The sequence below is a fragment of the Micromonospora sp. NPDC000316 genome, from assembly GCF_042898885.1.
Lineage (GTDB): Bacteria > Actinomycetota > Actinomycetes > Mycobacteriales > Micromonosporaceae > Micromonospora.
Window position 1 is genome coordinate 99,543 of the sequence record NZ_JBIAZG010000008.1, and the last position, 21,033, is coordinate 120,575.

The window sequence follows — 21,033 nt, forward strand, 5'->3', positions numbered from 1 at the left end:
GTCGCGCATCCTGTTGGGCGCAGCCGGCCACCGATATGGTGACCAGATGGAATTGCCATTCGCCATTGCTCTGCGCGGTTATGACATGCGTCAGGTCGAGAGTCTCTTTGCCGAGGTCGATGGGGCGCTGGCTACTGACAGCGCGGTGTCACGGGCTGCCGCGCGAGACGTGCTTCGGGCGGCAAGCCTGCGACGGCGGCTACGTGGCTACGACGTCGGGGACGTGGATGCGGCGATAGACCAACGGCTGGCTGCCCTCGCGCTCCCGGAGGACCGGAGCGGACCGGCGTAACCAGTTGGCATCCCGCCCGTGCCGTTCGCCGTTGCTCCGGGCGCTCTGACCGCAAGCCTTCCTCGGCTTGAACGGGGAAGGCCGCCCCCGCCGAAGCGGGAGCGGCCTTCGACCAGGCGTACGCGATCAGTTGGCGATCATGCGGCGCAGCACGTACTGCAGGATGCCGCCGTGCCGGTAGTAGTCCGCCTCGCCCGGGGTGTCGATCCGGACCACTGCCTCGAACTCCACGCCGGTGTCGGTCGTGACCGTCACGGTGCGCGGGGTGTCGCCGTCGTTCAGGGCGGTCACACCGGTGATGGTGAACATCTCGGTGCCGGTGAGGCCGAGCGACTCGGCGGTGGTGTCCACAGGGAACTGCAGCGGCAGCACGCCCATGCCGATCAGGTTGGAGCGGTGGATCCGCTCGTACGACTCGGCGATGACCGCCCGGACGCCCAGCAGCATGGTGCCCTTGGCCGCCCAGTCCCGCGACGAGCCCGAGCCGTACTCCTTGCCGGCCAGGATGACGAGCGGGATGCCGGCCTCCTGGTAGGCCATCGAGGCGTCGTAGATCGAGGTCTGCTCGCCGGTGAGGTGGTTGACGGTGAAGCCGCCCTCCACCCCGGGCACCAGCTGGTTGCGCAGCCGGATGTTGGCGAACGTTCCCCGGATCATCACCTCGTGGTTGCCCCGGCGGGAGCCGTACGAGTTGAACTCGTGACGCGGCACACCGTGCTCGGCCAGGTACGTCCCGGCGGGGGAGTCGGCCTTGATCGAGCCGGCCGGCGAGATGTGGTCGGTGGTCACCGAGTCACCCAGCTTGGCCAGCACGCGGGCGCCGGAGATGTCGACGACCGGCTGCGGCTCGCGCTGCATGCCCTCGAAGTACGGGGGCTTGCGCACGTAGGTGGAGTCGTCGGCCCAGGCGAACGTGTCGCCGGTCGGGGTGGGCAGCGACTGCCACCGCTCGTCGCCGGCGAACACGTCGGCGTACGCCGCGCTGAACCCGGCGGCGCCGAGCGCCTGGGCGATGACGTCCTGGATCTCGGCGCTGTTCGGCCAGATCTCGCGCAGGTAGACCGGGTTGCCCTCGGTGTCCTCACCGATCGGCTCGTTGGCCAGGTCGATGTCCATCGTGCCGGCGAGCGCGTACGCGACGACAAGCGGCGGCGACGCCAGGTAGTTCATCTTGACGTCCGGGTTGATCCGGCCCTCGAAGTTCCGGTTGCCCGAGAGCACCGACACGACCGACAGGTCGTGCTCGTTGACCGCGGCGGACACCTCCTCGGGCAGCGGACCCGAGTTGCCGATGCATGTGGTGCAGCCGTACCCGACCAGGTTGAAACCGAGCTTGTTCAGGTACGGCGTGAGGCCGGCCCGCTCGTAGTAGTCCATGACAACCTTGGAGCCCGGAGCCAGGGTGGTCTTCACCCACGGCTTGCGGGTCAGGCCCTTCTCCACGGCGTTGCGGGCCAGCAGGGCCGCACCGATCATCACCTGCGGGTTGGACGTGTTGGTGCACGAGGTGATCGCGGCGATCACCACGGCGCCGTGGTCCAACTCGTACTCGACGCCGTCGGCGCCGGTGACCCGGATCGGGTTGCTGGCACGACCGCCAGCGCCGACCGCCGCGGTCTCCAGGTCGCGCGGCTCGTCGGCCGGGTCGCTGAAGTCGTTCGCCGGCGGGTCGCTGGCCGGGAACGACTCGGCGCTCGCCTCGTCGGCCGGGCCGTTGGCGCCGCGCGGCAACTCCTCACGGGGCACGCCCGGCTTGAGGTCGCGCTCGCCGACGGAGTCGTCGGCGACGTAGTCGGTAAGCGCGGAGCGGAACAGCGTCTTCGCGCTGCCCAGCGGCACCCGGTCCTGCGGGCGCTTCGGGCCGGCGAGCGACGGCTCGATGGAGCCGAGATCAAGCTCCAGGCGCTCCGAGTACGCCGGCTCGGCCTCCGGGTCGTGCCAGATGCCCTGCTCCTTGGCGTACGCCTCGACGAGCGCCACCTGGGACGCGTCGCGGCCGGTCAGCTCCAGGTAGCGGATGGTCTCCGCGTCGATCGGGAAGATCGCCACCGTCGAGCCGTACTCGGGGGACATGTTGCCGATGGTGGCCCGGTTGGCCAGCGGAACGGCGCTCACGCCCGGGCCGTAGAACTCGACGAACTTGCCGACCACGCCGTGCTTGCGCAGCATCTCGGTGATGGTCAGCACCAGGTCGGTGGCGGTGGTGCCGGCCGGCATCTCGCCGTGCAGCTTGAAGCCGACGACGCGGGGGATCAGCATGCTCACCGGCTGGCCGAGCATCGCGGCCTCGGCCTCGATGCCGCCGACGCCCCAGCCCAGCACACCCAGGCCGTTGACCATCGTGGTGTGCGAGTCGGTGCCGACCACGGTGTCCGGGTACGCCTGGCCGTTGCGCTCCATGATGGTGCGGGCCAGGTACTCGATGTTGACCTGGTGCACGATGCCGGTGCCCGGCGGGACGACCTTGAACTCGTTGAACGCCGACTGACCCCAGCGCAGGAACTGGTAGCGCTCCTTGTTGCGCTCGTACTCCAGCTCGACGTTGCGGGCGAACGCGTCCTCGCGGCCGAACAGGTCGGCGATCACCGAGTGGTCGATGACCAGCTCGGCCGGTGCGAGGGGGTTGACCTTCGTGGCGTCGCCGCCCAGGTCGCGTACGGCCTCACGCATGGTGGCCAGGTCGACCACGCAGGGCACGCCTGTGAAGTCCTGCATGAGCACCCGCGCCGGGGTGAACTGGATCTCCACGCTCGGGGCGGCGGTGGGGTCCCACCCGCCGAGCTGACGGATGTGGTCGGCGGTGATGTTCGCGCCGTCCTCGGTCCGCAGCAGGTTCTCCAGGAGGATCTTCAGGCTGTAGGGCAGCCGATCGTGGCCGTCCACCTTGTCGATCCGGAAAATCTCGTAGCTCGCGTCTCCGACGCGTAGCTGGGTCTTCGCACCGAAGGTGTCGAGGCTCGCCACGTCGTACTCCTTCACACCAGCGACCGTGAGTAGTCCTGAGCAGGTAGTCCTGAGCAGTCTGTCGTACCGGCCGAGGTGTCGCCGAGGTTAGGTGACACTTATCAGCCGATCCTGCTCAGATACAAAACCGTACGTCCGTCTTGCTAGTTACGCAACCCGGCCACCTCCGACCACCACTCCTGACCCCTAGCCTCCTAGGACGCGTTGCGGGGTGTGCGCGGGCCCTCGGCCGTGGTTGTTCGCCGTTGTCCTTCGCCGCCGGCCGTAGGGACGCGGGCCTGCGGGCCGCAGGCCGCGCCTCGTCCGGCGGGGAGGCTCAGCGACTGCCTGGTTGCGGCGTTCCCCATGTTGGCCGGGCGGGCGCTGGGCCGGGGCCGGGCCGGGTCGGGACCGGGCCGGGGCCGTGCCGGGGTGGGCAGGCCGTGCCCGGGTGGGCCCGGGTGGGGTGGGGTGGGCACGCTTTGGACGGGCGGGTGCCGGGCCGGGCCGGGCCGGGGTGGGCAGGCCGTGCCCGGGGGTGGGGTGGGCACGCTTTGGAGCTGATGTCGTAGACGAGTCAGTCGACGCATCGGGTCGGTGATTCGTTTGCGGCATCAGCTCCAAAGGATCGGCCTGCCATGTGGTCCCGGCCCGGCCTCGCGGCCGTCTGACGTCTGACGGTGAAGGGCCCGGGCCCTGGTGGGGTCCGGTCCTTTGGTCGGTGGAGCGTGTGGTCCCGGGCCCATCCGTTTGTGGCTGACGGATCTGCGTGATGGCGAAGGATCGGGCCCTGGTTAGGGTCCGGCCCTTCGGTTGGTGGGCCCTGTGGTCTTGGCCTGTCCTTGCGCCGGCTGACCTGCGTGACGGCGGAAGGGCCGGGCCCCTGGTGGGGTCCGGCCCTTCCGTCGTGTTCGCCGTGCGTGGTGCGGTGCGGTGGTGGGTTAGCTGGTGGCGTAGCCGCGGGTGGCGATCCAGTCGGCGAGGTGCTCGACGGTGACCTGGTAGGAGGCGGTGTTGGGGTTGGCGGAGTCGGCGATGGTGACGGTGTTGCCGTTGTCGGTGTAGCCGACGACGCTGATGTAGTGGCCGCCTTCGAAGGAGTGGGTGTTGCCGTCGGTGTCGGTGGTGGTGCCGGCGATGTTGGCGACCACGGCCCGGCCGTCGTCAACGGTCTTGACGATGTCCTGGCGCAGCTTGTCGGTCTGCTTGTCATCGGCGGCGGGGGTGCTGATCTCGACGGAGCGGTAGGCGTCGTTCTTGCCGGTTTCCTTGTTCAGCACGGGGGTGATGTCGTTGATGCTGTTGGTGCCGTTCTCGGTGGTGCCCATTTCCTTGGCCATGGCGTCGACGCTGATGTCCTTGCCCTGGACGGACAGGGCGTTGCGGGCGGCGGCGGGGCCGCAGTAGTAGAAGTTCGGCTGGGCTTCGTAGCGCACGTCGAGCTGACGCTCACCCTTGCCCTGGCTCTGGGTGGTGGGCTTGGCGTCGGCGGCGTAGGCGGTAGTGATGGGGCCGGCGATGGCGCCACCGGTGAAGGCCAGGCCAGCAGCGGTCAGAGCGGTCTTACGAATCAGATCGGTACGCATGGCGTGCTCCTCTGCATTCGGGGGTCCGCAACACCAGGGGGCGGTGCACACGGGCGTGCAAGGGGAGAAAGGGTTCCGGGGGGATCTCACCGGCGACCCGGTGGGGCCTGCTCGGGTGGTCCAGGGGGATGTAACCGTCGGGGCCGGCGGGTCATTCCACCGCGCTCCGGGGGATTTTCAACCGGCGGCCCGGGGGCCTGCTCGGGGTGTTCCGGGGGATGTAACCGGGCCGGCCGGGTCGATGTTCCCGGAGGCCAGGGGAGCCGGGCCGCGCGGGGCGGTGGCTGTCGTGGTTACCCCCTGTACAACCAGGCGGGCCGGCCCATCATTCCGCCGCCAGAGTGCCCCCGACCACAGCACACCCACCCCCAAACCCGACAAACCACCCGACCGCAGTCGGGGCCGGGCGGTGATCGACTCGGTATCGGCGACATCGCGGTATCCGAACGCCCGGGACACCCCGACATCACCGATACCGAGTCGATCATGCGCTCAGTGCCGCGATGGTGCCGTAAGGCGGGGCGCCCGCGCCTCGCGCACCTTGCGCCGATCCTGACGGTGGGCCCGGATCCCATGGTGGCGGCCCGGAGCGCCATCTCGCATCACGGACATCACGGACATCACGGACGCACGGGCGGCGTGCTGCGCCCTGTCAGGCGGGCTCGGGCAGGAGTAGGGCCAGGACCGCGTCCCGGGCTGCCAGGACGGCTGCCTCGGACTGCGGGGAGTGGTCGAGGATGTCGAAGGTGTGCTGGCCGTCCGGTACGTCGATGACCTGGACCGGGCGACCGTGCGTGGTGGCAGCGGTGAGGAACGCGTCGATGCCGGCGAGCACCACCGGCATGTCGCGGCCGGCCCGGGTCAGCACCAGTGGGACGGTCGACCCGGCGTTGAGCGCGTCGACGGGGAGGAACCGGGTGTCGATCTCCCAGTCGGGGAAGGGGATGAGCAGCGGGTAGGTCAGGGCGATCCCGCGTAGCCAGGACGGGGGCTCGCGCAGCCAGTCGGCCGCCAGCAGGCCGCCGCCGGAGAAGAACCACAGCACCACCCGGTCGGGATCGACTCGCGGGTCGGCGCGGACCTGTTCGACCATCGTGGCGATGTCGTCGGCCGTGGCGGGTAGTGCCGACAGCTCGCTCACCTGGTAGCTGACCAGGGCGGCGACGACGCCACTCTCGGCGAGCAGCGCGCCGTAGCCGCGGTAGAGCAGCCAGTCGCGGGGGTCGGGCACGCCCGGGGGGAGTGGGGCGCCGTGCACCACCACCACGGCCGGTGCCCTGCCGTCGCCGGCGGGCAGGTGCAGGTCGACATTGCCGTGCCGTTCGACAGGCGCGGCGGGAGTGGACAGGACGAAGGGTCGCTGGGCGACGGGCGTCGTCATGCCCCGAGCGTACTTTTCAGCCGCCTGCCGAAAGGCCCCGCTGGCGGCCCACAGGGGAGGCTGTCAGGCGGGGTCGGCGGGTTTCCCGCCGTCGCTGGCCTGCGCGTGTCGCTCCAGCAGCCGCTGCCGGATCTCCTCCGGGGTGTACGCGCGTCGGCGCCGCTCGGCCCGCGCGATGACCACGCCGGAGGCCGCGACCCCGGCGAGGCCGGCGAGCCCGAGGACCTTCCACCACCGTATTCGTTGCCGCATCGGCCTAGGCTAGACCCTCATGAGCATCAGCCTGGATGAGGCCGTCGAGTTGACCCGCACGGGAGACGTGTGGGTGTTCCGGGGTCGCAGCGTGCCGGACCGGGCAATTCAGTTCACCACGAACAGCCCGGTCAACCATGTCGGGATGGCTGTGGTGCTTGACGACATGCCGCCGCTGATGTGGCACGCGGAGCTGGGTCGGTCACTGCCGGACCTGTGGTCGGGCGGCCACCAGCGCGGTGTGCAGCTTCACGATCTGCGGGACGCGGTGTGCGTCTGGGCCAACCGCTACGGTCAGCGGGCCTGGTTGCGGCAGCTCGACCCCCCGGCGAACGACGAGATGGAGCGGGCGGTGCTGCGTACCATCGCGCGGTTGGATGGCACGCCGTTTCCGTCGACGGCCCAGTTGGCCTGGCGGTGGGTGCGTGGCCGGGTGCCGGCGCTGCCCCGCCCCGGTCGGGCCGTGTCGGAGTTCGCGTCCCGGGCCATCCTCGCCAGGCCAGCGAAGCCGTCCACGTCGGCCGCCCCGGAGTCGGAGGCGAACTCGGCGGCTGCCCGGGATCGGGCGCTGGAGACGGCGTACTGCGCCGAGGTGGTGGCGGTGACGTACGAGGCGATGGGTCTGCTGCCCGCTGGCCGGCGTCCGAACTGGTATGACCCGGGACGGTTCTGGAGTGGGGACGACCTGGGTCTGGCCGCCGACGCCCGGCTGGGTGCGGAGATCGAGGTCCGGGTTCCGGAGCGCTGAGGTTTGGCCCACCCGGCGCGGGGCAATTGCTGTCGCCGTGAACGCCTCTACCGATCTCGACTCCCTCACCGGTTTCTTCGACCGGTACGGCGTCGCGTTGACCTCCGGTGACCTGCCCGCCCTCGGCGGTTGTTACGCCCTGCCCGGGTTGGTGGTGGCCGACACGTACAGCTTCTCGTTCTCCTCGCTGGCGGCTGTCGCGTTGTCGTTCGTAGGCGCGGCACCGGACTACCAGGATCGTGAGCTGATCGCGGCCCACGCTCGGATCGAGGACGTGCAGCCGGTGTCGGCGTCGTTGACGTTGGTGTCGGTGGAGTGGGAGTTCCTGGACAGCCAAGGGCTCTCGGTGCCGGGGGAGCGGTACCGCTATCTGCTGCGTACGGCGACTGAGGGGCCGCTCATCTGCGCGGTCATCCGGGCGGCCTGAGCGACGACCGTCCACCGCGTCGCGCCGTTTTCCGGTCGGGGTGGGCCGGTCGGCCCGATCCGTGCCCGCCCGGTTTCCGGTCCGGTCGGCGCTGGCTACGCTGGCGCGTCGGTGGGACGAGGGGAGACCTGATGGCGGTGCGGCCGGACGGTGCGGGGGGTTCGCGAGCGGCGCGGGTGCTGGTGTCGGTGCCGTGGGTAGTGGTGTTGTTCGGTGTCTGCGCGCTTGTGGTGTTGTTGGTCATCGCGCTGTTGTCGTTCCGTGGCAGGGAGCGGGAGGGCGCGCCGCAGGCCGCGCCGCCGGTGCTCCTGCCGACGGTGCCGGCTGCGGCGTCGTCGGAGGTGTCGCCGACGCCGGCTGCGGCGCAACGGCGCACGGCGTCGCCGCATCCGTCGCGCAGCACGCGGACGCCGTCGCCGCGGGCCACCACCGCGTCACCGGGTCCGGCCACGAGCGCCTCGGCGCCGGCGAAGGGGGCTGTCACCGCCAGGTATCAGGCCAGTGCGGGCGGCTCGTTCGCGACGGAGGCGGTGCTGTCGGTGCGGAACGAGTCGGATCGGCCGGCGGACTGGCGGGTGGAGTTGGCGTTCGACGACGACATGCGGGGCTTGCGGGTCAGCGGTGCCGCAGGGGTTTCGGTGTCGGCGCGGGGTGACGGAGAGTTCGTCCTCAGTGGCGGTGCGTCGCTCGATCCGGGTGACACGAGTACGTTGCGACTGCGGCTGGGTTGGGGCGGGTCGACGCAGAAGCCGGTCCGGTGCACGGTCAACGGGGTCGCCTGCCGGTTCGGCTGACCGGGCGCCCGTGCGGGGTGAGCGTAGGCGCTTTCAGGTCGGGCCATCGATCGTTACGCTTCCCGGACGGCTCGCTGAGGGGGGTACATGTCCGGCATGCGTCGCGCCCCACGACCGTTGCGCGGTCCGGCGGCCATCGCGTCGTCACCCTGGATCGTGGCGTGCGCGGGCCTTGTGGTGATGGTGGTCCTGCTCATCGTTGCGCTGGGCGCGTACCGGGGGCAGAGCCCGGTGAACGACGCGGTGCCGCCAGCGGTGTTGCCGTTGCCGCAGGTGCCGGGTGAGCCGAGCGACGTGACGGAGGCGCCGCCGCTGTCGCGGTCGTCGTCGCCGGTGATTCCTGGGTTGTCGCCGCGGGCGAGCGGGTTGCCGCCGAGAGCGCCGGCCGTGTCGCCGTCGCCGTCGCCGCGAGTGGAGCCGGTGGTGGTGCCGACGTCGGCGCGGCCGTCGACCCGGGCGCCGCAACAGGCGCCATCGCAGCAGCCGGCGGTGACTGGGCGTTATCGGGTCGTGCAGAGCTTCGACGGTGGCTTCATCGGCGAGGTGTTGATCGTCAACGCGTCGCGGGTGGACCGGGGTTGGACGGTGCGGATCCACTTCGGCCGTGGGCGACTGGTGACCAGTTGGGTGGAGGGCGCGCCACAGGGGACGGTGCGGCAGTTCGACGGCGGCTTCACGTACGGCAGTGGGGTGTCCGTGCCGGCCGGCAGGTCGGTGCCGTTGCGGTTCCACCTGGAGTGGGCGTCGACCACGCCGCGCGGTTGCACTGTCGACGGGGTGCGCTGCGGCGGGTTCTGATCGGACCGTAGTCGATGGACGGACAGCGCGCCGGTTGCAAAGAATCTGCTCTGTTACGACTTTGTTTGCAAGGTATTGCAGATTGTTTCGGCAAGGGTTAGCGTGCGGCCAATCTCGACCAGAGGAAGGCCGTCGATGGAACCCCCGCCGCTTCCGCGCACCGTCCTGCTCGCCCTCACCTGCCTGCTCACCCTGACGCTCGTCGGCACTCCGGTCGCCGCGCATCCCGCCGCTGCGGCCCCCCGGCCCTCCGGCGACGCCTCCCTCGCCGTCGGCGGGGCCGCCCAGTGGCGCGACGAGCCCACCGCCGAGGCGCTGCTGAAGGCGGGCGACACCACCGCGCGTGCAGAGCAGTTCTACTTCGTCCTGCCGGACCGGTTCGCCAACGGCGACCGGCGCAACGACAGGGGTGGCCTCACCGGCGACCGGCTGCGCACCGGCCTCGACCCGACCGACAAGGGCTTCTACCACGGCGGTGACCTCAAGGGCGTCATCGACAAGCTGGACTACATCCAGGGGATGGGCACGACCGCCATCTGGCTCGCCCCGATCTTCAAGAACCGGCCCGTCCAGGGCAAGGGCGACGACATCTCGGCCGGCTACCACGGCTACTGGATCACCGACTTCACGCAGGTGGACCCGCACTTCGGCACCATGGAGGAGATGAAGCGGCTGGTCAAGCTCGCCCACCAGCGCGGCATCAAGGTCTACCTCGATGTGATCGTCAACCACACCGCTGACGTGATCAAGTTCGCCGAGGACCGGTACGCCTACGTGGACAAGGCCACCTCGCCGTACACCGACGCGCAGGGGCGGGCCTTCGAGGACCGTAACCACGCCGACGGCAGCCGCGCCTTTCCGCAGGTGAACCGTGAGTCGTTCCCGTACACACCGACGTTCGACGAGCCGAAGGACGCCACAGTCAAGGTGCCCGCCTGGTTGAACGACGTCACGATGTACCACAACCGTGGCGACTCCACCTTCGCAGGCGAGAACAGCGAGTACGGCGACTTCTTCGGCCTCGACGACCTGTGGACCGAGCGGCCCGAGGTGGTCAAGGGCCTGACGAAGGCGTACGGGGACTGGATCGGCGCGACAGGTGTCGACGGGTTCCGGTTGGACACCGTCAAGCACGTCAACATGGACTTCTGGCCGCAGTTCAGCAGGGGCATCGAACGGGCCGCCGAGAAGGCCGGCAAGAAGGACTTCTTCATGTTCGGCGAGGTCTACAGCGCCGACCCGCAGATCACCTCCAGCTATGTGCGGCAGGGCGGCCTGCCGGCCACCCTCGACTTCCCCTTCCAGGAGGCCGCGCGCGGCTACACAGCGGGTGCCGGCTCGGCGAAGGCGCTTGCCGACGTGTACGCCCGTGACGACCTCTACGCCGCCCGCGACACCGACGCGCGGCGGCTGACGACGTTCCTCGGCAACCACGACATGGGCCGGATCGGCTCGTTCATCGCCGGCGGTGGCACCGACCCGGCGAGCCACCTGCGCCGCGACCAGCTCGCCCACCAGTTGATGTTCCTCACCCGGGGCCAGCCGGTGATCTACTCCGGTGACGAGCAGGGCTTCACCGGCCCGGGCGGGGACAAGGACGCTCGGCAGGACATGTTCGCCTCGACGGTCCCCGACTATCTCGACGACGACCTGCTCGGCACCGACCGCACCCACGCCAGCGACCAGTTCGACACCGGCCATCCGCTGTACCGGACCATCGCCGAGCTGGGCCGGCTGCGTCAGGCGCACCCCGCGCTGCGCGACGGCATCCAGGTCACGCGGTACGCCGCCGACGGCCCCGGCGTCTTCGCCGCCTCCCGGATCACTCCCGCCGACCGCATCGAGTACGTGGTGGCGGTGAACAACGCCGGCACCGCACAGACTGTCACCGTGGACACCTGGTCGGCCGGCGCCACCTTCACCGGCATCTACGGCGGCAGCGCGAGCGCCACGGCCGGTCGTGACGGCAAGGTGACCCTGACCGTGCCGCCGCTGTCGGCGGTGGCGTACCGGGCCGGTACCCCCGTCGCGCTGCCGGGTGGCAAGCCGACGATCGCCGTCACGACCCCGGACGCGCCCGTCGCCACCCGGGTCGCCGTCACCGCCACGGTGACCGGCGACCCGCTGGCCACCGTCACCGTCGCGGCCCGGGTCGCCGGTGGCCGGTGGACGTTGCTGGGCAGCGCCGACCACGCGCCGTACACCGTGCACCACGACCTGACCGGCCTGGCCGGCGGCACCCGGATCGAATACAAGGCGGTGGTCCGCGACGGCCGAGGCCGCACCGCCACGGCCCGTTCCACAGCCACCGTCGGCACCCCCGAGCAGGGTGGGTCCCGGGAGTGGGCGGTGGTGCACTATCAGCGGCCCGCCGGTGGGTACGACGACTGGGCGCTCTACGCGTGGGGTGACATCGATCCGGCGTACGTCACCGAGTGGCCGAAGGGGCAGCCGTTCGCCGGGGAGGACTCCTACGGCCGGTTCGCCTGGGTGAAACTCAAGCCGGGCGCGACGTCTGTCGGTTTCGTGGTGGTCGACTCCGACGGCAACAAGGACGTCGCCCAGGACCGCGGCATCGACGTCACCTCCACCGGCGAGGTCTGGCTCAAGCAGGGGGACCCGGCTATCTATCCGAGCCGGCAGGCGGCCACCGGGCAACCCGACCCGCCGGTCGAGGAGGGCACGGCGGTCATCCACTACCGGCAGGCCGACGGCAACTACGCCGGCTGGGGCCTGCACGTGTGGGATGGTGCGGCCAACCCGACCGACTGGGCGACCCCACTCGCACCCACCTCGACCGACGCATTCGGAGCGGTGTTCCGGGTGCCGCTGGCGGCCGGGGCCACCGGGCTGAACTACATCATCCACAAGGGCGACACCAAGGATCTGCCCGACGACCAGCGGCTCGACTTCGCGAGCGCGGGCCGGGAGGTGTGGCTGCTCGCCGCCACCCCGGGCCGGCTGCTGCCGACGACCGCGACAAGCGCGGGCGGGGACACCGACATCAGCAAGCAGAAGGCGCACTGGATCGACAGGTCCACAGTGGCGTGGCAGACCCCGCCGACCGACGGCAGGACGTACGCGCTTGTGGCAGCGCCCGCGGGCGGGGTGAGCGTGGTCGACGGGGAGCTGTCGGGGACGTACACAAGTCTGCCGTTGCGGGCGCAGCGCAACGGGCTCACCGAGGCCCAGCGCGCGAGGTTCCCGCACCTGTGGTCGTACCGCAGCTTCGCTCTGGACCGGGCGGACCTCGCCAAGGTCCCGGCGGCGCTGCGGGGGCAGGTGCTCGTCACCGAGCGCGACGCGAAGGGGGCGCTGCTCGCGGCGACCGGCGTGCAGATCCCCGGCGTGCTCGACGACGTGTACGCCGACGCCACCGACGCCACCCTCGGGCCGACCTTCGCCGGCCGCACGCCGAGCCTCGCGCTGTGGGCGCCGACCGCGCGGACTGTGGCGCTGCACCTGTTCGACTCGCCCACCGCGCAGCCGAAGACCGTGCCGATGCGCCGCGACGACCGCACGGGCGTCTGGTCGGTGCGGGGCAGCCAGGCCTGGGTGGGCAAGTACTACCGCTACCAGGTGCAGGCGTGGCAGCCGGCGGCGCAGCGGATGGTCACCGCGTCGGTGACCGACCCGTACTCCGTGGCCCTCGCCGCCGATTCCACGCACAGCCAGCTCGTTGACCTGAGCGACCCGGCGCTGGCCCCGGCGGGTTGGCGGACGCTGCGCAAGCCGGCGGCAGTGCCCGCGTCACGGGCGCAGATCTCCGAGCTGTCGGTGCGGGACTTCTCCATCGCCGACGACACCGTGCCGACGAATCGGCGGGGCACCTTCCTCGCCTTCACCGACCCGAAAACCGCGGGCATGACCCACCTGAAGGCCCTCGGCGCCGCCGGGGTCACCCACCTGCACCTGCTCCCGGCGTTCGACTTCGCGACCATCCCGGAGCGGCGGGCCGACCAGCGGCAGCCGGCCTGCGACCTGGCCGCGCTGCCGCCGGATTCGGCCGAGCAGCAGAAATGCGTGGCGGCGGTCGCCGACACCGACGGCTACAACTGGGGGTACGACCCGCTGCACTACACAGTGCCCGAGGGCGGGTACGCCGTCGACCCGGCCGGAGCGGCGCGGACCACCGAGTTCCGGCGAATGGTGGCCGGGGTGAACGCCGCCGGTCTGCGGGTGGTCATGGACGTCGTCTACAACCACACAGCGGCGGCCGGCACCGACGACAAGTCGGTGCTCGACCAGGTGGTGCCCGGCTACTACCACAGGCTGCTGGAGGACGGGACCGTCGCCAACTCCACCTGCTGCGCCAACACCGCGCCCGAGCACGCCATGATGGGCAAGCTGGTGGTCGACTCGCTCGTCACCTGGGCGAAGCAGTACAAGGTGGACGGTTTCCGCTTCGACCTGATGGGTCACCACCCGAAGGCCAACATCCTTGCCGTCCGCGCGGCGCTGGACCGGCTGACCGTCGCCCGCGACGGTGTGGACGGCAAGGCGATCATGCTCTACGGCGAGGGCTGGAACTTCGGCGAGGTCGCCGACGACGCCCGGTTCATGCAGGCCACCCAGGCCAACATGGCCGGCACGGGCATCGGCACGTTCAACGACCGGCTGCGCGACGCGGTCCGTGGCGGCGGCCCGTTCGACGACAACCCTCGGGCGCAGGGCTTCGCCTCCGGGCTCTACACCGACCCCAACGGTGACCCCGTCAACGGGTCGGCGGCCGAGCAGAAGGCCGCCCTGCTGCACGCCCACGACCTCCTCAAGGTGGGGCTCACCGGCAACCTGCGCGGCTACCGGTTCACCGACACCGCCGGGCGCACGGTCACCGGCGCGCAGGTGGACTACAAGGGCGCGCCGGCCGGCTACACCGCCGCGCCGGGGGAGTCCGTCACCTACGTCGACGCGCACGACAACGAGATCCTCTACGACGCGCTGGCGTACAAGCTGCCGCAGGCCACCAGCGCGGCGGACCGGTCCCGGATGCAGGTGCTGGCGCTGGGTACCGTGGTGCTGGGCCAGGGCACCGGGTTCGTCACCGCCGGCACCGAACGGCTGCGGTCGAAGTCGCTGGACCGCAACTCGTACAACTCCGGTGACTGGTTCAACCAGATCCGCTGGGGCTGCGAGCGGGGCAACGGGTTCGGCGCCGGCCTGCCACCGGCGCCTGACAACGAGGACAAGTGGCCGTACGCGAAGCCGCTGTTGGCGGACCCGGCGCTGGTGCCGGACTGCGCGGCGATCACCACCACCGACGCCCGGTACGCCGAGCTGCTGCGCATCCGGGCGTCGTCGCCGGTGTTCGGGCTGGCCACCGCCGCGCAGGTGCAGCAACGGGTGGCGTTCCCGCTCTCCGGCGAAGCGGAGACGCCAGGTGTGCTGACCATGGCCCTGGACGCCAGTGGTCTGGGTGGGGCGTGGAAGTCGGTTACGGTCGTCTTCAACGGCACCCCGAAGACGGCGAAGCAGACAGTGACCGGCCTGCGCGGTGCGGACGTGACGCTGCACCCGGTGCTGACGACCTCGGCCGACCCGGTGCTGCGTACGGCGTCGTTCGACCGGGCGGCCGGCACCTTCACCGTGCCGGCGCGCAGCGTGGCGGTGTTCGTGCAGAGATGACGCGGATCGGCCCCCTTCCGCGTGGTGCGGAAGGGGGCCGGCCGTCGTGCTGTGGTCACCCGAGGGTGATCAGGCGAAGCAGTTCTCGATGGTGCCGCCCGGGATGGCCAGGCAGTTCGTCGGACGGTTCGCGGTGATCGCGGACTTGTTGTCCACGTTCACCTCGCCGAAGAAGCTGAAGACACCGCCCGGGGCGAAGGTGGAGAAGTTGTGGGCGACAGTCGTCTTCGACAGGTTGACCTCGCCGAAGATGTTGAAGATGCCGCCGCCGACACCGATCGGGCCGATGGCCCGGTTGCCGACAACCTCGCTGTCACGCAGGGTGGTGACGCTGCCGACGTTGAAGACCCCGCCGCCGAAGAACCCGGCGGTGTTGTCCTTGACCGTGGTGCGCTCGGCGGTGACCGCGCTGTCGAAGGCGATGGCCAGGCCACCACCGACGCCAGCGGTGCTGTTCTTCTCCACGGAGACCCCGTGCAGGTTCAGCTGGCTGTCCGCCGCGGCGAGACCGCCACCAGCGAGGACCGCGGTGTTCGAGACGAACTTCGTCTCGTACGCGGTGGTGTTGCCCCCGATGTCGAGCAGGCCACCGCCGAAGCCCAGCGTCTCGTTGTCGCTGATCTCGGCCTTCTTCAGCTCGACCGTCCCGCCGTCGATGTCGTCGGCGAAGATGCTCGCGGCACCGTTCGAGATGCCGCCACCACCGATGATCGCGGTGTTGTCCTTGACCTTCGACTCCTCGACCTTGAGCACGCCGGCGTTGAAGACACCACCACCGAAGAAGAAGGCGGTGTTGCGCGCCACGGTGCTGTGCCAGATCTTCGTGGTGCCGAAGTTGGCCACACCGCCGCCGTTGCCGCCGGACTGGTTGAGGACGACCTCGGACTCGAGGATCTCGGCGGTGCCGCCCGGCTGGACCAGGATGCCGGCGCCGTCGTTGTTGCCCGGCTCCTCGACAAGCGGCGTGACCACACCCGCCTGCGCCTTCGGCGCGGCCTTGGGAGTGGCCTTCGGGGCCGCCTTCAGGCCCGCCTTCGGGTTGGCCTGCCGCGCGGTGAGCGCCTGCTCCAGCGGCACGCCCGCCTTGACCTGCGCCGCGATCGCCTCGGAGTCCGAGTAGGACGCCCAGACGGCGGCCGGCTCGACGGCCTCGAACAGTTCGAGGGTCTGGCCGCCCTTGATGGTCAGGCCCTTGATGGTGAGGTGCCCGCCGCTGCCGACGTTGAGGATCCGGAAGTAGTCGGCCGTGGCGTCGCGGACGATCGAGGTGTGTTCACCCTTGAGCGTGATCCGCTCGGTGATGACCGGAAGGCCGTTGCCCTCGTAGTCGTTGCGGGTCAGGTTGTAGGTGCAGCCCTTGGCCAGCTCCAGCACACCGCCGTCCTTGCTGTTGGCGAAGACGATCGCCTGGATCAGCTTGTCGGTGTCGCAGGGCACCTCCTTCCCACGCTCGTGGTCCTTGTCCCGGTCCTTGTCCTTGTCCCAGTCGCGGCCGTGGTCGCCGCCCTGGTCGCCGCCGTCCCTGCTGACCTGCGCGGTGTTCCAGTTGAGGCCGCTGACCGCACCGGCGCTGCCCGCGACGCCAACCGCCGCGAGACTGATCACGCCCGTCAAACCGGCCACGCCACCGGCGAGCCAGAGCTTGCGGCGGCGCTTGGCCGTCGCCTGCCCGGAGGCTTCGTTGTTCGTTAGGTAGTTGGACATCGGAGCTCTCTGCCCTCTCCTCGTACCAGACAGGGTCGCCGCCCTCAAGCGGACGTCCCCTGCTACAAATCGGTTGTAGCTCCCAAAACCACCGTATGAGAATGTTCCTCGCCTCGCGGGCGTATCCGAAACAACCCCACATTTGGTTCGCGTTCCGTCCGGACCGGCCGCGACACCCCGGGCGGGCACGGCCCACCCAAGCCCGGCCGCTAGGCCCGTGAGCAGCCCAAATGGGTACGCCCCTCCGTGCCGTGGCGGCTCGGAGGGGCGCGCCCTCTATGTGGTTCAGCCCCGCCCGGTCAGGCGAAGCAGTCCGGAACGTTGACGCAGTTGGTGGGGCGGTTGGCAGTCACCGCGGACCTCTCGTCGAGCGTCACGGTGCTGCCGAGCTGGTTGAAGATCCCGCCGGGCAGAAGGGTGGCGAAGTTGTGCGCCACAGTCGTCCGGCTCAGGGAGACCTCGCCCCCGTCGGTGTTGTAGATGCCGCCGCCGCGGGCGAATGGACCGATGGCCCGGTTGCCCACCACCTCGCTGTCGCGCAGCGTGGTGACGCTGTCCTCGTTGAAGAGGCCGGCGCCGAAGAACCCGGCGGTGTTGTCAGTGATTGCGCTGTTCTCCACTGTCGCGGTGCTGTCGAAGGCCACCGCCAACCCGCCACCCACACCAGCGGTGCTGTTGCTGGCCACAGTGGCGTTCTTGAGGGTGAGCTGGCTGTCGGCCACCGCGACGCCGCCTCCGGCGAGAACCGCGGTGTTGCTCCTGACCGTCGTGTCGTGCAGGGTCGTGGTGCCCTCGACGTCCAGGACGCCGCCGCCGAAGCCGAGCGTCTCGTTGTCGGTGATCTCGCTCTTGTAGACCCACACCGAACCGCCGTCGACGTCCTCGCCGAAGATCCCGGCCGCGCCGTTGGCGATGCCGCCACCGCCGATGATCGCGGTGTTGTCCTTGACCTTCGACTCGTCGACCTGGAGCACGCCGGCGTTGAAGATGCCGCCGCCGTGCAGGAACGCGGTGTTGTGCGCCACGGTGCTCTTGCTGAGCTTGGCGGCGCCGAAGTTGGCCAACCCGCCGCCGTTGCCGCCGGACTGGTTGTAGAGCAACTCGCTGTCCAGGATCTCGGCCCGACCACCGGGCTGCACCAGCACCCCGGCGCCGTCGTTGAACCCGGGCTCCTCCACCAGCGGCACCACGGCCCCCGCCGGCTTGGCGGCCACCGTGGCGGGCTCGGCCTTCGCGGTCGCTGCCGGCTTGGCCGCCGTCGTGGCTGCTGCCGTTGCCTTGGCCGCCGCTGCCGGCTTGGCCGCCGCCGTCGCCTTGGCTGCCGCCGCTGGCTTGGCGGCCGTCGCTGCCGCCGGCTTGGCCTTGGTGGTGGCCTCCGGCTTGGCTGCCGCACCCGGCGCGGCGGTGGTGGCCTCCGGCTTGGCGGCCGCCACGGTGCTGCGGACCGAGGCCGAGTACGGCGCCCAGACCGTCGCCGGGTCCAGGGTCATCGCCCGCTGGATGGTCTGCCCGCCCCGGATGCTCAGACCCTTGAGCGTGAGATGCCCACCCGGGCCGACGTTGAGAATGCGGAAGTAGTCGGCCGTGGCGTCGCGACCGATGGTCGTGTGGTCGCCCTTGAGCGTCACCCGCTCGGTGATCACCGGCAGGCCGTTGCCCTCGTAGTCGTTGCGGGTCAGGTTGTAGGTGCAGCCCTTGGCCAGCTCCAGCGTGCCGCCGTCCTGGCTGTTGGCGAAGACGATCGCCTGGATCAGCTTGTCGGAGTCACACGGCACCTGGCTGGTGTGCTCCTTGCCGTCGCGCTTGGCGTACCGGTCGTCGCCACCGCTCCAGTCACCACCGCCCCACTCGTCCTGGTCGTCGTTCTCCTTGGTGCCGTCGGTCTTCTCGCCAGCGTCGCTGACGTTCTGCCGGTTGGTCGACGACTGCGCGTCGGACACGCGGCCGGCACTGGGCTTGTCGTCACGCGCGGCCACCCCGCCGAGGGCCGCCAGGCCCACGACGCCGGTCAGCCCGGCCACGCCGGCGACCCACAGCGCACGTCGCCGTCGTGTCGGCGGTGCCGTCGGGGGCCCGCCCTCGGTACTCGTTAAGTCGTTGGACATCAGAGCCTTCCGCCCTTTCCAGCTATCAGACGGGGTCGCACCACCCGAGGCGTCGCGACCAGCTACAAATCGGTTGCAGCCTCTGATGCCCACCGTATGAGAACTATCTTCGCGAGGCGGACGTATCCGAGATAACCCCACATTCGGCCCAGGTTGGGCCATGTGCCGGTGAACGGAGCGCGACGGTAGGAAGGGATGCCGGCAGCCCAAACACCCGAACGAGGTCCTGTGGTCTTTCGCAGTACGGTCCCGCCATGGCGATTCCCGCGCGCGTGCCGATCGCGTACGAGCCCGACTACCGCACCCGCTTCATCGGCCGGTACGACAAGGGCCAGTTCTTCGGCTCCGTCACCGCGACGGTGGAGGATGGTGCGGGAGCCGACGACGACTGGCATCGCCACAAGCGGTGGTACGCGGTGCTGCACCGGTTCGACGCCGACGGCGCGCACACCGACTCAGACATCTGGTTCGCCGGCACCAGCGAAGACGAGGAAGCCTCGGGCAATCGCGCGGAGGCTCGCCTCGTCGAATGGCTCGACGCGCTGCCCGGTCGGGTCTTCGCCGACATCGCGATCGGCATCTTCCAGGTCGAGGTCGACGGGCACGTCTTCGGTCTGATCGACTCGGCTTCCTGGAAACCGGGGTATCCCGGACGGCGGACACCGCGTTTTCACCGAACCCGAGGTGATCACCCGGGTACGGGAGCCGCCCATGCGAAAGCCGGGCCGGACGTCGATGCGTCCGGCCCGGCGGTGTCAGTCGGTGGCGCTCCCCGGTCAGCCGGGCAGGCGGGGACCCGCCTCCCGCTGCTCGGCCAGCCAGGTCTCCACCTCGTCGGCGGTGCGCGGCAGGCCGGCGGACAGGTTCACCGCGCCGGTCGCCGTGACCAGTACGTCGTCCTCGATGCGGATGCCGACACCGCGCAGCTCGGCGGGGACCAGCTCGTCCTCCGGCTGGAAGTACAGCCCCGGCTCGACGGTGAGCACGTAACCCTCACCCAGGGCGCCGTCGCGGTAGTTCTCCTTACGCGCATTGGAGCAGTCGTGCACGTCGATGCCGAGCATGTGGCCGAAACCGTGCAGCGTCCACCGGCGGTAGACCGAGGACTTCTCGTCCATGGCCTCGTCGACGCTCACCGGCAGCAGACCCAACTCGGACAGACCCTCGGCGAGCACCCGCATGCAGGTCAGGTGGACGTCCTTGAACTTCACCCCGGGGCGGATCGCGTCGATGCCGGCCTGCTGCGAGGCGTACACGATGTCGTAGACCTGGCGTTGCAGGGCGGTGAACCGGCCGTTCACCGGCAGCACCCGCGTCACGTCGGCGGTGTAGAGGTTGCGCCCCTCGACGCCCATGTCCATCAGCAGCAGGTCACCCGGGCGGGTGGCGCCGTGGTTGTGCACCCAGTGCAGGATCGTGGCGTGCTCGCCGGCGCCGACGATCGAGCTGTAGCCGACGTCGTTGCCGTCGTGCCGGGCCCGCAGCGCGAAGACCCCCTCCAGCAGCCGCTCCGAGACGGCGCGGTCCGCCGGCAGGATGCGGGCCACGTCCTCGAAGCCGCGCACCGTGGCGTCGATGGCGTCCTGGAGCTGGCCGATCTCCCACTCGTCCTTGACCAGCTTCTGCTCCGAGATGGCGATCGCCAACTCCGTGTCGCGCGGCGGCTGCCCCTCGACACGGACCCCGTCGTACGGGTGGACTGCCGCGTCCACCTCGGCGTCGAACCCGCGCAGCACGCGGGTGCGACCGGGTGCCAGGTCGGCCAACGCGGCCTCCAGGCCGGTCAGGTCGGCGGTGGGCAGGCCCAGCTCGGTGGACTTCTCGCTGAGCGTGTGCCGCCGGCCCACCCACAGCTCGCCGTGCCGGCTGCGGAAGAACTCGTCGGTCTCCCGCGAGGAGCGGGGCCGCATGTACAGCGTGGCGTCGTGCCCCGAGCCGTTCGGGCGCAGCACCAGCACGCTGTCCGGGTCGTGGTCACCGGTCAGGTACGCGAAGTCGCTGCCCGGCCGGAACGGGTAGCCGGTGTCGTTGGCCCGGACCTTCTCGGGGCCGGTCGGGATGACAAGCGTTTCGCCGGGGAAAGCGGCCGAGAGCGCGGCACGCCGCTTCGCGTAGTTGGGGGCCTCCGGGCGGGGCGTCACCGGCAGTTCGGTGTCCTGCCAGCCCTGCCGCATGAACGACAGGAACGCCTCCGGGAAGTCCGGATCGTGCGATTCCGTACCGTCCGTCGGCGTACCGTCGGTGCGTCCCTCGGTCATTGCGCCGCTCCCTCCGCTTCGTTGCTGGTCCCGACGGTACCGCGCGCCCGGTTCGCGTTGGGCCCGCCCGGGAGCCGCCCCGGATCGACGGACGGCTGCGACGGGCCGGCGGAGCGCGTG

Annotated in this window: 14 protein-coding genes; 6 read left to right on the forward strand and 8 right to left on the reverse strand. The window is 70.5% G+C overall.

Annotation, left to right across the window (positions count from 1 at the left end; genetic code table 11):
• Nucleotides 1-46: 46 nt before the first annotated feature.
• Nucleotides 47-292 carry a hypothetical protein gene (locus ACFY2Q_RS17985; protein ID WP_387131423.1) on the forward strand — a complete coding sequence of 82 codons (246 nt, stop codon included), beginning with the start codon at nt 47-49 and terminating at the stop codon, nt 290-292.
• A gap of 126 nt (nt 293-418) precedes the next feature.
• On the opposite strand, the gene ACFY2Q_RS17990 is transcribed toward ACFY2Q_RS17985, so the two are convergent.
• From ACFY2Q_RS17990 to ACFY2Q_RS18005, 4 genes are all read right to left on the reverse strand, one after another.
• Nucleotides 419-3,271: an aconitate hydratase gene (locus ACFY2Q_RS17990; protein ID WP_387131426.1), complete on the reverse strand. Its 2,853-nt coding sequence runs from the start codon at nt 3,269-3,271 to the stop codon at nt 419-421.
• Nucleotides 3,272-4,176: 905 nt separating this feature from the next.
• Nucleotides 4,177-4,821, reverse strand: a complete 645-nt coding sequence (locus tag ACFY2Q_RS17995; protein ID WP_387131428.1) for a C39 family peptidase — start codon at nt 4,819-4,821, stop codon at nt 4,177-4,179.
• A 652-nt stretch (nt 4,822-5,473) separates the two neighbouring features.
• On the reverse strand, nt 5,474-6,202 hold the full coding sequence (locus ACFY2Q_RS18000) for a dienelactone hydrolase family protein (protein ID WP_387131431.1): 729 nt from the start codon (nt 6,200-6,202) through the stop codon (nt 5,474-5,476).
• A 63-nt stretch (nt 6,203-6,265) separates the two neighbouring features.
• Nucleotides 6,266-6,454, reverse strand: a complete 189-nt coding sequence (locus tag ACFY2Q_RS18005; RefSeq protein ID WP_387131433.1) for a hypothetical protein — start codon at nt 6,452-6,454, stop codon at nt 6,266-6,268.
• Nucleotides 6,455-6,473: 19 nt separating this feature from the next.
• Between ACFY2Q_RS18005 and ACFY2Q_RS18010 the strand changes: the two genes are divergently transcribed.
• From ACFY2Q_RS18010 to pulA, 5 genes are all read left to right on the forward strand, one after another.
• Nucleotides 6,474-7,202 carry a hypothetical protein gene (locus ACFY2Q_RS18010; RefSeq protein ID WP_387131436.1) on the forward strand — a complete coding sequence of 243 codons (729 nt, stop codon included), beginning with the start codon at nt 6,474-6,476 and terminating at the stop codon, nt 7,200-7,202.
• A gap of 37 nt (nt 7,203-7,239) precedes the next feature.
• A complete protein-coding gene (locus tag ACFY2Q_RS18015; RefSeq protein ID WP_387131438.1) occupies nt 7,240-7,629 on the forward strand; it encodes a hypothetical protein in 390 nt (129 codons plus the stop codon).
• 131 nt (nt 7,630-7,760) lie between these two features.
• Complete coding sequence (locus ACFY2Q_RS18020) at nt 7,761-8,423, forward strand: hypothetical protein (protein ID WP_387131441.1); 663 nt, start codon at nt 7,761-7,763, stop codon at nt 8,421-8,423.
• Nucleotides 8,424-8,510: 87 nt separating this feature from the next.
• The gene (locus ACFY2Q_RS18025; RefSeq protein ID WP_387131444.1) at nt 8,511-9,221 is read left to right on the forward strand and encodes a cellulose binding domain-containing protein; all 711 of its coding nucleotides are present in this window, start codon (nt 8,511-8,513) and stop codon (nt 9,219-9,221) included.
• Nucleotides 9,222-9,356: 135 nt separating this feature from the next.
• Nucleotides 9,357-14,846, forward strand: coding sequence for a pullulanase-type alpha-1,6-glucosidase (gene pulA, locus ACFY2Q_RS18030; RefSeq protein ID WP_387131447.1), 5,490 nt, complete (start codon nt 9,357-9,359; stop codon nt 14,844-14,846).
• A gap of 69 nt (nt 14,847-14,915) precedes the next feature.
• Here the strand turns inward: pulA and ACFY2Q_RS18035 are convergent, their stop codons facing one another.
• The 4 genes from ACFY2Q_RS18035 to ACFY2Q_RS18050 form a co-directional block, all read right to left on the reverse strand.
• On the reverse strand, nt 14,916-16,550 hold the full coding sequence (locus ACFY2Q_RS18035; RefSeq protein WP_387131450.1) for a hypothetical protein: 1,635 nt from the start codon (nt 16,548-16,550) through the stop codon (nt 14,916-14,918).
• 299 nt (nt 16,551-16,849) lie between these two features.
• Entirely contained in the window at nt 16,850-18,571 is a 1,722-nt protein-coding gene (locus ACFY2Q_RS18040; RefSeq protein WP_387131453.1) for a right-handed parallel beta-helix repeat-containing protein, read from the reverse strand.
• Between the two features lie 539 nt (nt 18,572-19,110).
• Nucleotides 19,111-19,260, reverse strand: a complete 150-nt coding sequence (locus ACFY2Q_RS18045) for a hypothetical protein (protein ID WP_387131455.1) — start codon at nt 19,258-19,260, stop codon at nt 19,111-19,113.
• A gap of 171 nt (nt 19,261-19,431) precedes the next feature.
• The gene (locus tag ACFY2Q_RS18050; protein WP_387131458.1) at nt 19,432-20,913 is read right to left on the reverse strand and encodes an aminopeptidase P family protein; all 1,482 of its coding nucleotides are present in this window, start codon (nt 20,911-20,913) and stop codon (nt 19,432-19,434) included.
• Nucleotides 20,914-21,033: the final 120 nt, after the last annotated feature.